The organism is Hydrogenophaga sp. UC242_53, assembly GCF_042696965.1.
GTDB lineage: Bacteria > Pseudomonadota > Gammaproteobacteria > Burkholderiales > Burkholderiaceae_C > Hydrogenophaga.
The window spans coordinates 3,346,044-3,358,444 of record NZ_CP170552.1 but is presented as its reverse complement, the minus strand read 5'-3'; the positions used below and the strand labels follow the sequence as shown (position 1 = coordinate 3,358,444).

Below are 12,401 nucleotides of genomic sequence, written 5' to 3'. Positions count from 1 at the left end.
CGGGCGGCCTGCTCGACGACCTCGGGCGGGCCGGGCGCTACCTCACGCAGAGCTTGCGCCTCATGGTCGGTGTGCCGGACTACGGCAGCTACGTGAAGCACATGCGGGCCACGCACCCGGACCAGGAGCCGATGAACTACGAGGCGTTCTTCCGCGAACGCCAGGCCGCGCGCTACGGCTCCGCCACCGGGCGCTGCTGCTGACATCGGCGCCAGCGGCGTACGCCACGTGGCGTACATACGCCATCCAGGGTCTTCCCTAGCATCCAGTTGTCCGTCGAGCACCGCCTGAAGAAGGCGGGCCGGCGGCGCCCAACACCCCTTCCAAGGGACCCCTGGAACACTGGAGAAGCGCCATGTCGAAGACCCCCCAAAAACGCCCGCCGATTCACCCTCAAGACCCTGGCCGCCGCGGCCACAGTCGCCACGCTCGGCTTCACCGGTCTGAGCGCCCACGCCCAGGAGACCATCAAGGTCGGCGTGCTGCACAGCCTCTCGGGCACCATCGCCATTTCGGAAACCGTGCTCAAGGACACGGTGCTGATGGCCATCGACGAGATCAACGCCAAGGGCGGCGTGCTCGGCAAGAAGCTCGAACCCGTGGTGGTGGACCCGGCCTCCAACTGGCCGCTGTTCGCCGAGAAGACCAAGCAGCTGCTCACGCAGGACAAGGTCGCCGTGATCTTCGGCTGCTGGACTTCGGTGTCGCGCAAGTCGGTGCTGCCGGTGGTGGAAGAGGCCAACGGCCTGCTGTTCTACCCGGTGCAGTACGAAGGCGAAGAGCTGAGCAAGAACGTGTTCTACACCGGTGCCGCGCCCAACCAGCAGGCCATTCCCGCCGTGGAATACCTGATGAGCAAGGACGGCGGCTCGGCCAAGCGCTGGGTGCTGCTGGGCACCGACTATGTGTACCCGCGCACCACCAACAAGATCCTGCGCGCTTTCCTCAAGAGCAAGGGGGTGGCCGATGCCGACATCATGGAGGAGTACACCCCCTTCGGCCATTCGGACTACCAGACCATCATCGCCAACATCAAGAAGTTCGCGTCCGCCGGCAAGAAGACGGCCGTGGTCTCCACCATCAACGGCGACTCCAACGTGCCGTTCTACAAGGAACTGGGCAACGCCGGCCTCTCGGCGAAGGACGTGCCGGTGGTGGCCTTCTCGGTGGGTGAGGAAGAGCTGCGCGGCGTGGACACCAAGCCGCTGGTCGGCCACCTGGCCGCCTGGAACTACTTCATGAGCATCAAGAGCCCGGCCAACACCGAGTTCGTGAAGAAGTGGAGCGCCTACGCCAAGGCGAAGAACATCCCCGGCCACAAGGACAAGCCTCTGACCAACGACCCCATGGAAGCGACCTACATCGGCATCAACATGTGGGCCCAGGCCGTGCGCCAAGGCCAAGTCCACCGACACCGACAAGGTCATCGCCGCCATGGCCGGCCAGACCTTCAAGGCGCCGGGTGGCTTCACCAGCACCATGGACAAGGAAAACCACCACCTGCACAAGCCGGTGTTCATCGGCGAGGTGAAGGCCGACGGCCAGTTCAACGTGGTGTGGAAGACGCCGGGCCCGGTGGTCGCCGATCCGTGGAGCGACTACATCGCCGAGAACAAGGGCAAGAAGAACGTGCCGGACAAGAAGTAACACCCCCCTGCGCCGCTGACGCGGCTTCCCCCCTCTCTGGCGCGCCTTCGGCGCTGGGAGGGGGGACGGCATCTTGGGCCGGCGGAGCCGGACCCTCGATGCCCCTGGTTCTGGCGTGTTGGCGCGCCATCGGATCCTGCTTTTGGGGATGGATATGAAGTTTCAATGGCTCCGCTGGTTGGGGCTCGCGGTGTGGTTGTCATTGAGTGTTTCGCATGCGCTCACCCCGGCCGACGCGCTCGCGCTGGTGGACGGCGACACCGACACCCGCATCGACACGCTCAACCGCCTGGCCGCCGAGCCGGACGAACGTGCCACCGCACTGATCAAGGCCATGGCCGACGAGGCCGTGCGCGTGCAGGGCGAGCGGGTGCTCATCGCCGAAGGCGAGGGCGCCATCGACGCCGTGACCGGCGAGAAACTCGCGGCGCTGCCCGAGGACGCCGGCGACATCATGGTCAACAACCGCCTGCGCAGCGCGATGGAGAACGCGCTGGCCGGCATGGAGCTGGTGGGCGCGCCGCCCGAGCGCCAGCGCGAAGCGGCGAGCACCCTGCAGCGCACCGCCTTCGAAGAGCCCGACACCAGCCAGCTCGCCTTGATCGACAAGGCCCTGGCCGGTGACCTGGACCCGCGCGCGCGCCAGAGCCTGGCGCTCGCGCGCGCCGCCGTGCTGCTGGCCAGCGAGGACCCGGCGCAGCGCCTCTCGGCCGCGCGGAAACTCGGCGAGGCCCAACAACCCATCGTGCGCCCGCTGCTGACGGCGCAGATGGAAAAGGAAGAAGACGCCCAGGTCAAGGCGGCGCTGAAGGAATCCCTCTCCAGCCTGGACACCACGCTGGCCATCGGCAGCGCGCTGGGCCAGGCCTTCACCGGCATCAGCCTGGGCAGCATCCTGCTGCTGGCCGCGCTGGGGCTGGCGATCACCTACGGCCTCATGGGCGTGATCAACATGGCGCACGGCGAGCTGATCATGATCGGCGCCTACGCCACCTGGCTGGTGCAGAGCTTCTTCCGGGCCTCGTTGCCCGAGTACTTCGACTGGTACCTGCTGGTCGCCCTGCCGGTGGCCTTCCTGGCCTCGGGCCTGGTCGGCGCGGCGATGGAGCGCACGGTGATCCGCTTCCTCTACGGCCGGCCGCTCGAGACGCTGCTGCGCACCTGGGGCATCAGCCTGGTGCTGATGCAGGCCGTGCGCAGCCTGTTCGGCGCGCAGAACGTGGGCGTGGAAAACCCCTCGTGGATGAGTGGTGGCATCACCCTGCTGGGCAACCTCAACCTGCCCTGGAACCGCATCATCATCATCGGCTTCGCGCTCGCGGTGCTGCTGGGCGTCACGCTGCTGATCGGCAAGACGCGCCTGGGCCTGTTCGTGCGCGGCGTCACGCAGAACCGCCCCATCGCCTCGTGCATGGGCGTGAACACCGCGCGCATCGACACCTACGCCTTCGCGCTGGGCTCGGGCATCGCCGGCCTGGCCGGCTGCGCGCTGAGCCAGATCGGCAACGTGGGCCCCGACCTCGGGCAGAACTACATCGTGGACTCGTTCATGGTGGTGGTGCTCGGTGGCGTGGGCCAGCTCGCGGGCACGGTGTACGCCGCGCTCGGCCTGGGCATGCTGAACAAGTTCATCGAAGGCTGGGCCGGCGCCGTGCTCGCCAAGATCGCGGTGCTGGTCTTCATCATCGTGTTCATTCAAAAGAGACCTCAGGGCATCTTCGCCATGAAAGGGAGGGAGGCATGAGCGCCCCCGTCGTCCTGCCCTCGCACGGCCCGCTGCTCACGCGCGCCGGCTGGAGCGCCTTCGTGGTCGCGCTGCTGGTGGTCTGCGCCGTGGCGCCGCTGCTCAACCTGTTCGTGCCCGAGGGCAGCGCCTTCCACCTGAGCGACTACATGGTCGGCCTGCTGGGCAAGATCATGTGCTACGCCATCTGTGCGCTGGCCATGGACCTGATCTGGGGCTACACCGGCATCCTGAGCCTGGGCCACGGCCTGTTCTTCGCGCTCGGCGGTTACGTGATGGGCATGTACCTCATGCGCCAGATCGGCACCGACGGCAACTACAAGAGCGAGCTGCCCGATTTCATGGTGTTCCTGGACTGGAAGGAGCTGCCCTGGCACTGGGCGCTGTCCGACAGCTTCATCGCCACGCTGTTGCTGATCGTGCTGGTGCCGGGTCTGATGGCCTTCGTGTTCGGCTACTTCGCGTTCCGCTCGCGCATCAAGGGCGTGTACTTCTCCATCATCACGCAGGCGCTCACCTTCGCCGCGCTGCTGCTGTTCTTCCGCAACGAGACCGGCTTCGGCGGCAACAACGGCTTCACGGACTTCAAGCGCATCCTCGATCTGCCGCTGGCGCACGCAGAACATGCGCATGGCGCTGTTCGTGCTCACCGGCCTCACGCTGCTGGGCTTCTACCTGTTCGCGCGCTGGCTGGTGAAGAGCAAGTTCGGCCGCGTGCTGCAGGCGGTGCGCGACGCCGAGAGCCGCGTGATGTTCTGCGGCTACAACCCGCTGCCCTACAAGCTCACCATCTGGACCATCTCGGCCGTGATGTGCGGCGTGGCCGGCGCGCTCTACGTGCCGCAGGTCGGCATCATCAACCCGGGCGAGATGAGCACGGCCAACAGCATCGAGATCGCGATCTGGGCCGCGGTGGGCGGCCGCGCCACGCTGATCGGCCCCATCCTCGGCGCCTTCATCGTCAACGGCGCCAAGAGCTGGCTCACCGTGACCTTTCCCGAGTACTGGCTGTACGTGTTGGGCGCGCTGTTCATCGTCGTCACGCTCTACCTGCCGCAGGGCGTGGTGGGCCTGGTGAAGAGACTGCGCCCGGCCAAGAAGGGAGGCCCGGCATGACGCCCGACCTGATGGAAGAGGGCGCGAAGCGCGCCGAACGCGTGGCCGCGCTCGCCCTGGGCGGCGCCACCGAATCCGGCGGCCGCCAGGCCGGTTTCTCGCGCCCGCTGGTGCGCGGCGAGGTGGACACCACGCACGGCCGCATCCTGTACCTGGAAGACGTGCACGTGAGCTTCGACGGCTTCAAGGCCATCAACGGCCTGAGCCTGGACATCGCGCCCGGCGAGCTGCGCTGCATCATCGGCCCCAACGGCGCGGGCAAGACCACGATGATGGACATCATCACCGGCAAGACCCGGCCCGACGCGGGCCAGGTCTTCTTCGGCAGCACGATCGACCTGCTGCGTTACCGCGAGGCCGAGATCGCCGCCATGGGCATCGGGCGCAAGTTCCAGAAGCCCACGGTGTTCGAGCACCTCAGCGTGTTCGAGAACCTGGAGCTGGCGCTGGCCACGGACAAGCGGGTGCGCCATTCCATGCTGTTTGTGCTCACCGGCGAGGAGAAGGACCGGCTGGGGGAGGTGCTGCACACGATCCACCTGGCCGACAGCGCTTCGCGCCTGGCCGGCAACCTGAGCCACGGGCAGAAGCAGTGGCTGGAGATCGGCATGCTGCTGATGCAGGACCCCAAGCTGCTGCTGCTGGACGAGCCGGTGGCGGGCATGACGGATGAGGAAACGGAGCGCACGGCGCAGCTGTTTCTGTCTCTCAAGGGCAAACATTCGCTGATGGTGGTGGAGCACGACATGAGCTTCATCCGCACGATCTCGGAGAAGGTGACGGTGTTGTGCGATGGGTCTGTGCTGGCCGAAGGCACGCTGGATCAGGTGCAGGCGGATGAGCGGGTGATCGAGGTTTATCTTGGGCGCTGATTGGGTTTCTTCTTCGGTTGGTTTTTGCTTTCGTGGCTGGCCGGGTCTCGCCCCGGCGGGCGACTCACTTTCTTTTGCTTCGCCAAAAGAAAGTAAGCAAAGAAAAGGCGACCCCGCCGGCCGTGTCCCTCCGCTTCGCTCCGGGCAACCTGCGGTGCTCGCGATGGGCGGGGTCTGCGCAAACTCGCTTCGCTCAAACATGCGCAGCCCTTTTTCCGCCCATCGCTCCGCTCCTCGGCACGGCCAGAGGGGAGCAGACGGGAGCGGGATCGGACTCCCCTTCAACGCCACCGCCGCTTCGCCTGAGGGGAAGTCCGATCCCGCCTGTGCCGTGTGGCCGGGCCGAGCAGCGCAAGGGCGCGGGGAAAAAGAAGTTCGCATGTTCGAAGGCCGCGAAGCGGACAAGTTTGCGAACTTCCCCCGTGACCTGAGCAGCGCAGGGGACCCCGAAGGGGCCCGGACTTCGGCTCGCCTTTTCTTTGCTTACTTTCTTTTGGCGAAGCAAAAGAAAGTAAGGCGCCTGCCGGGGCGCGACCCGGCCTGCCACGAAAGAAAAAACGCAGAAGGAACACCAAAATGCTGAACGTCAAAGATGTCAACCAGTACTACGGCGGCAGCCACATCCTGCGCAACGTCAGCCTGCAAGCCGAACTCGGCAAGGTCACCGTGGTGCTGGGGCGCAACGGCGTGGGCAAGACCACACTGCTCAAGTCGCTGATGGGCCTGGTGCCGATCAAGAGCGGCAGCATCGAACTCGACGGTGTGCCGATCCACAAGGCCACGCCCTACGAGCGCGCGCGCCTGGGCGTGGGTTTCGTGCCGCAGGGCCGCGAGATCTTCGGCCGCCTCACGGTGCACGAGAACCTGCTCATGGGCCTGGCGACGAAGAAGGGCAGCACGCCCATCCCGGCCGAGCTGTTCGAGTTGTTCCCGGTGCTCAAGCAGATGCTGGGCCGCCGGGGCGGTGACCTCTCGGGTGGTCAGCAGCAGCAGCTCGCGATCGCGCGGGCATTGGCCGCCGGCCCCAAGCTGCTGATCCTGGACGAGCCCACCGAAGGCATCCAGCCCAACATCATCAAGGACATCGGCAAGGTGATCCGCATGCTGGCGGACCGGGGCAACACTGGCCATCGTGCTGGTGGAGCAGTACTACGACTTCGCCGAGGCCCTGGCCGACCACTACCTCGTGATGGAGCGCGGCGAGGTGATCGCCAGCGGGCCGGGCAGCGAGATGCAGGCCAAGGGCATCCGGCAGCTGGTGGCGATCTGAGCCGCAAGGTCAGGGTGGGTGGAAGGATTTGCCGAAAAGGGGGATGATCCGTCCACGCCCCCCGGACAGTGAGGCGGAGGGCGCGGGAACACCGTTTGCCCGCCCAGGCGCATCACTCACTGCGAGAGGACCGCCATGCACACCCCGCACACCCAGCCCGCCCCCGACCAGGCCCTGGCCGAGCATCCGAAGGACTACTCGGATCCGGAATTGAGGGTCTACACCGACGAGGAGGCCGAGGACATCTTCGACTCCGTCGTGCACTACATGCCCCTCATGCTGCCCGCCATGGGCGTGCTGCAGATCTTCATGCTGGCCTTCATCGCCGTCTACATGGCGTGATGAAGGCCCGCCGCGCGTTCAGTCGGCCGTGATCTTGCGGTCGCGGATGATCGCGCCGAAGCGCTGCGAGTCGTCCATGCCGCGCTTGCCGAATTCGGCGGGCGTGAGCGGCAGGGCTTCGCCACCCAGCGCGGTGATGCGTTCCTTCACGCTGGCGGTGGCCAGGATCTTGTTGACCTCGGTGTTGATGCGTGTGATCACGGCCGGCGGCGTGCCGGCCGGGGCGTAGAAGCCGAACACGGTGTCGGCGTCGAAGCCCCTGAGGCCGGCTTCGTCCAGCGTGGGCACGTCGGGGAACAGCGGCGAGCGCTTGAGGCTGCCCACGGCGAGCAGCTTGGTGCGCCCGGCCTTGGCGTGGGCCAGGCCGATGCCGGGGTCGAAGTAGTAGTCGATCTGCCCGCCCATCAGGTCGTTGAGCGCGGGCGCGGCGCCCCGGTAGGGCACGTGCACGGTGAACATGCCGGTCTGGGCCTTGAGCATCTCGCCCGCGAGGTGGGGCGAGCTGCCGTTGCCGGCCGAGCCGTAGCTCATGCGGCCAGGGTTGGCCTTGGCGATGCGCACCAGTTCCTGCACGTTCTTCACCTCCAGCGTGGGCCGCGCCATCAGGTAGACCAGCACGCGCGCCGCGGAAGCCACCGGGGTGAGGTCTTTCACCGGGTCGAAGCTCATGCGCGAGAGGTGCGGGTTGACCGAGACCATGCCGCCCGAACTCAGCAGCAGGGTGTAGCCGTCGGCGGGCGATTTCGCCACCGCCTCGCCCGCGATGTTGCCGTTGGCACCGGCCCGGTTCTCCACGATCACCGGCTGGCCCAGCGCGGTGGCGCAGCGGCGTGGACACCAGGCGCGCGATCTGATCGGCCGCGCCACCGGGCGGGAAACCCACGATGACCTTGAGCGGCTTGTCCGGGAAGGCCTGCGCGAGCGCGCCCGTCACGGTGCCCAGGGTGAGCAGGGCGGTGGCCGCCGCGCGGCGCCAGGGCAGCGAAGACAGGGGGGTGGGGTGGTGCTTCATGCGGGTCTCCTTTGTTGTGAAAAACGGAAAGTCAGGGCGTCGAGGCCGGTTTGGCCTTGAGCCGGGGATTGTGCTGCCAGCGGATCGGCTGTGCCTTGACGGGGCGCGCGGGCGCGCCGTGTTGCCGCAGCGCCTGGTCCAGCGCCTTGCCGGCCTCGTCGCTCAGCGCGGCGTTGCGCGCGGCGGCCACGGCCTGGCCGCGCTGGGTGGCGCTGGCCGGGTCGGCCAGCGCGGGCAGGGCGAGGTGGTCGATGATGTGCAGCAGGTTGTCCTTGCCGCGCTCGTTGGTGCTGCCGTAGCCCTTGATGAGGCGGCCGCACAGCGCCACCTCGTGCGCGAGCGGGGCGTGCATGGCGGCAAGCTGCACCACGGCGTCGACCCAGCGGTCGATCAGCGCCTGCTCGGTGTGGAAGCGGCTGCCCAGCGGGCGCAGGCGCTTGCACGCGGCCAGGCCGCGCAGCGCGAGCATGCCCAGCACCGAGTGCGTGCCGATCTTCAGCGGCAGCGCCCAGGGCGCCTGGCCGGCGGCCACGCGCCGGCGGTCCCAGGCCAGCACGCGCCGCGCCAGGCCCTCGGGCAGCATCGCGGCGAACTCGGGCGCGCCGGGCTTGAAGTGGTCGTACACGCGCAGCAGGTCGTCCTGGCCGGCCTTGGCCTCGCCGCGCACGCGCGCCTGGCGGCTCGCGCGGCTCTTGAGGTCGGCCACCAGCACGATGTCGTCGAACGCCATCCACAGCGCGACCCAGCGCGCCATCTCCACCGTGGTGCGGTGGCCGTGCAGGTTCTTCGGGTCGCCGAGCGTCTCGGCGGCCAGCACGCGGCGCAGGCGCTGGGCATAACGCTCGCCGTAGGCCGCGTTCTGGTACTCGCAGACGCGCGCATGGCCCAGGGCCATGATGCCGTGCGCCTCCAGCGGGAATTCGCGGCGCAGCGCCTCGGGCAGGGCGGCCTGCGGCGGCGCGGGCGCGGCGGCGCCTTCGGTCGCCAGCACCTGTTCCACGTAGGCGGCCTGGGTGCGCTGCGCGTTCACCGCGTCGAAGGCGAGCGCGAAGCCGCGCAGGCTGGCCTTGGCGCCGCCGCCGCTCTCGGCGATCACCGCCTCGTAGTCGCGCCGTGCGAAGGGCAGCAGGCCGCTGCCCGCGATCGCGCCCAGCATCACCGCGCTGACCACGGTGCCGGCCTGTCTGGTGAGCGCGGCCATGTCGAGCACGTGGCGCGCGAGGCTGTGCTTGTTCACCAGAGCCAGCAGTTCGGCGTTGTCGCGCCGGCCGTCGCCCATCACCATCTTCTCGCCCGTGGTCAGGGCGCGCGCGGACGAGCTGATCACCAGCGTGTGCGTGCTGGAGGCCAGGCCGTTGGTGATCTGGCGGCCGGTTTCGAGCAGCTCGGAGGACACCAGCGCGTCGAGCCGGCCGGGCAGGGGGTTGAGGCCGAACACCGGCCGGCGCCCGCCCAGGTCGGCCGTGGGCACCGGGAAGACCTCCAGGTAGTAGGTGGTGGCGCCGGTGCGCTGCGCCACGCCGGGGATGGAGGTGGCCTGCGCCGGGTAGCCCGCGTGGCGCGCGGTGTCCACCAGCCAGTCGGTGAGGATGCCGCCGCCCTCGCCACCGAGGGCGCAGAGCAGCAGGGAGATGGGTTGTTGGGACGTAGGCATGTTCAGGCCGGTTGGAGCAGACGCACGACGCTGCCGCGCAGGGAATGGATCAGGCGCTCGTGCCAGCGCGGGTTCTGGATCACCTCGGCGCGGTAGAAGGACGGGCACAGCGTCGCCGCGTGCGCGTTGGCGCCGCACAGGCCGCAGCCCACGCAACCGTCGATGACGGTGCGCACCGGGTCCACCTTGAGCGGGTCGGGGTTGTCCTTGAGCGTGAGCGTGGGGCAGCCCGAGAGGCGGATGCAGGCGTGGTCGCCGTTGCACACGTCCTCGTCCACGCCGTACTTCACGCGCACCACGCGCCGGCCCTTCTTGAGCAGGCTGGCGATCCAGGGCTTGATGCGGCGCTGGCGCTCCAGCTGGCATTCGCCCTCGGCCACGATCACCTTCAGGCCCTGGAACTCGGTGGTGAAGGCCTCGGTGAGCGTGGCGCGCACCGTGTCCACCTCGTAGGTGTGCACGGTGCGCATCCATTGCACGCCCAGGCCCTTGAGCGTGGTCTCGATGGTCTGGTTGGTGTGGGCCAGGCTTTGCAGCTTGTCGGCGGCGGCTTCCTTGGCCTCGTCGCCGGGGGTCGAGATGATGTCCTGCGTGCCGGTGGCCGAGGTGTAGCCGTTCTTGAAGATCAGCAGCACCGCGTCGTCGCCGTTGAACAGGGCCGACTGCACGCCGGTGAGCAGGCCGTTGTGCCAGAAGCCGCCGTCGCCCATGACGGAGAGCACGCGCCGCTTCATCACCGGCGACACGCCGGCGCGGCTGGCCAGGCTCATGCCGTAGCCCAGGATGGAGTGGCCGAACGAGAAGGGCTCGAAGGTCGCGCAGCGCGTGGCAGCCGATGTCGCCTGCGATGTGCACCGGCCCCACGTCCTGCTGCGCGAGCTTGAGGGCCGAGAACACCGGCCGCTCGGGGCAGCCCACGCACATGCCGGGCGGGCGCGCGGGCAGCGGCGCCTGCAGCTGCTGCGCGGCTTCCTGGCGGCGCGTCTGGTTGCCCTGCAGCCAGGCGCGCGCGGCGTCGGTCACGGCCTGGGTGGCCGGGTCCTGCAGGTAGCGCCCGATGAAGTGCGCCAGGCCGTTGGCCATGACTTCGGCGGTGTACTCGCCCGCGTTGGGCAGCATGTCCTTGCCGTGCAGAGGCGTCTGGATGTCGCCGCGCCGCAGCAGGGTGGCGAGCTCCTGTTCGATGTACTCGGGCTGGCCCTCTTCCAGCATCAGCACCGCGCGCTTGCCGACGCAGAAGTCGGTGAGCTGCTGCGGCACCAGCGGGCAGGTGACGTTGAGCACCAGCATGGGGATGGCGCTGCGCCCGAAGGCATCGGCCAGGCCGAACTGCTGCAGCGCGCGGATCAGGGTGTTGTACAGGCCGCCCTGCACGATCAGGCCCAGGTCCTGGTGCGCGCCGTCGAAGTGCTCGTTCAGACCGTGCTCGACGATGTAGCGCCGCGCGGCCGGAATGCGCTCGTCGCTCTTGAGCTTCTCGTGGCGGAAGGTCACGGGCGGGTGGGCCAGGCGGTTGTAGTCGAAGCTCGCCGGCTCCTCGATCAGGTTGTGGCGCGAGAGCGCGGGCTTGACGTTGTCCTTGGCCGTGAAGCTGCCGCGCACGTGGCAGGCGCGGATGCGCAGCTCCATCAGCGCCGGCATGTTCGAGGCCTCGGACAGGCGGAAACCCTGCTCGACCATGTGCACCATGCGCTCCAGGTCGGGCCGCGGGTCCAGCAGCACCATGCTCGACTTGAGCGCGTAGGCGTGCGTGCGCTCCTGGATCACGCTGGCGCCTTCGCCGTAGTCCTCGCCCACCACCACCAGCACGCCGCCGGTGACGCCGGGCGAGGCCAGGTTGGAGAGCGCGTCGGCCGCCACGTTGGTGCCCACGATGGACTTCCAGGTGACCGCGCCGCGCAGCGGGTAGTGGATGGACGCGCCCAGCATGGCCGCGGCCGAGGCCTCGTTGGAGCAGGCTTCCACGTGCACGCCGAGCTCGTCCATGTAGGGCTTGGCCTGCACCATCACGTCGAGCAGGTGCGAGACCGGCGCGCCCTGGTAGCCGCCCACGTAGGCCACGCCGGACTGCAGCAAGGCCTTGGTGATGGCGAGGATGCCTTCGCCGTGGAAGGTCTGGCCGTCCCCCAGGCGCAGCGATTCGATTTCCTGGCTGAATGAAACTTCCACGGTGCGGGCTCTCCAGGGTCAGCGGAACAGGGTGTCGACGAAGGCGGCACCGATGCCGACCTTCTCGTAATGGGCGCGGCACAGGGCGATGTACTGGTGCACGTCGAAGTAGCCGTTCGACTCGCCCTGATCGTCCAGCCAGATCAGCGGGCCTTCGACGATGAAGAACACCTTCATCGGGTCTTTGTGCTCGTAGGCCACCAGCGTGTGGCCCTCGCCCGGGGTCTCGTAGACGAAGTCGCCCGCGGTCGCGGTCCATTCGTGCTCAAGATAACCCCATTTGCCGGAAATCGTATAGGCGAAAACCTGATGCGGGTGGTAGTGGCGGTTGACCAGGCCGGCCTTCCTGGCCATCAGGATGTCGCACCACTTGTTCTGGCTCGGCGAGATCCACAGCGGGCGCGAGGACACGGTCTCGGTGAAGGGCACGTAGAGGCGCTCGTCCTCGGTCGGCGCGTTGGGGATGTAGACCTCGGGCAGGGCATCGGGCTGGAAGACCTTCTCGATCGGCTTGAGGTCTTTCCAGAATTCATGGGTGGCGAGTTCGGGCATGGTGTGGGGTCCTTTCGTTTTGC

The 12,401-nt window shown here is 68.1% G+C and carries 8 protein-coding genes and 4 pseudogenes; 8 read left to right on the top strand and 4 right to left on the bottom strand.

Translation table 11 applies throughout. The features are described 5' to 3' along the window. Positions 1 to 8: 8 nt before the first annotated feature. From ACFJI0_RS16895 to ACFJI0_RS16860, 8 genes and pseudogenes are all read left to right on the top strand, one after another. Complete coding sequence (locus tag ACFJI0_RS16895) at positions 9 to 203, top strand: YbdD/YjiX family protein (RefSeq protein ID WP_382163902.1); 195 nt, start codon at positions 9 to 11, stop codon at positions 201 to 203. Between the two features lie 198 nt (positions 204 to 401). Continuing rightward, positions 402 to 1,647, top strand: a pseudogene (urtA, locus tag ACFJI0_RS16890) (urea ABC transporter substrate-binding protein). Positions 1,648 to 1,801: 154 nt separating this feature from the next. Further along, positions 1,802 to 3,391, top strand: coding sequence for an urea ABC transporter permease subunit UrtB (gene urtB / locus ACFJI0_RS16885; protein WP_382321295.1), 1,590 nt, complete (start codon positions 1,802 to 1,804; stop codon positions 3,389 to 3,391). Then, positions 3,388 to 4,507 (top strand): annotated as a pseudogene (urtC, locus tag ACFJI0_RS16880) (urea ABC transporter permease subunit UrtC). Before urtB ends, urtC begins: the two are co-directional and overlap by 4 nt. After that, positions 4,504 to 5,379: an urea ABC transporter ATP-binding protein UrtD gene (gene urtD / locus ACFJI0_RS16875; protein ID WP_382321293.1), complete on the top strand. Its 876-nt coding sequence runs from the start codon at positions 4,504 to 4,506 to the stop codon at positions 5,377 to 5,379. The pseudogene urtC and the gene urtD overlap by 4 nt, the downstream one beginning before the upstream one ends. A gap of 379 nt (positions 5,380 to 5,758) precedes the next feature. Then, positions 5,759 to 5,962 (top strand): hypothetical protein, encoded by a 204-nt coding sequence (locus ACFJI0_RS16870; RefSeq protein ID WP_382321291.1) that lies wholly within the window; start codon positions 5,759 to 5,761, stop codon positions 5,960 to 5,962. Continuing rightward, positions 5,956 to 6,649: pseudogene (gene urtE, locus ACFJI0_RS16865) on the top strand (urea ABC transporter ATP-binding subunit UrtE). The gene ACFJI0_RS16870 and the pseudogene urtE overlap by 7 nt, the downstream one beginning before the upstream one ends. A 135-nt stretch (positions 6,650 to 6,784) precedes the next feature. Further along, entirely contained in the window at positions 6,785 to 6,991 is a 207-nt protein-coding gene (locus ACFJI0_RS16860; protein ID WP_291121965.1) for a hypothetical protein, read from the top strand. 18 nt (positions 6,992 to 7,009) lie between these two features. Here the strand turns inward: ACFJI0_RS16860 and ACFJI0_RS16855 are convergent, their stop codons facing one another. The 4 genes and pseudogenes from ACFJI0_RS16855 to ACFJI0_RS16840 form a co-directional block, all read right to left on the bottom strand. Continuing rightward, positions 7,010 to 7,858, bottom strand: coding sequence for a Bug family tripartite tricarboxylate transporter substrate binding protein (locus tag ACFJI0_RS16855; protein ID WP_382321288.1), 849 nt, complete (start codon positions 7,856 to 7,858; stop codon positions 7,010 to 7,012). A gap of 176 nt (positions 7,859 to 8,034) precedes the next feature. Beyond that, the gene (locus tag ACFJI0_RS16850) at positions 8,035 to 9,657 is read right to left on the bottom strand and encodes an indolepyruvate oxidoreductase subunit beta family protein (protein ID WP_382321286.1); all 1,623 of its coding nucleotides are present in this window, start codon (positions 9,655 to 9,657) and stop codon (positions 8,035 to 8,037) included. Between the two features lie 2 nt (positions 9,658 to 9,659). Next, positions 9,660 to 11,826 (bottom strand): annotated as a pseudogene (locus ACFJI0_RS16845) (thiamine pyrophosphate-dependent enzyme). Positions 11,827 to 11,844: 18 nt separating this feature from the next. Continuing rightward, positions 11,845 to 12,378, bottom strand: coding sequence for a 2,4'-dihydroxyacetophenone dioxygenase family protein (locus ACFJI0_RS16840; RefSeq protein ID WP_382155761.1), 534 nt, complete (start codon positions 12,376 to 12,378; stop codon positions 11,845 to 11,847). Positions 12,379 to 12,401: the final 23 nt, after the last annotated feature.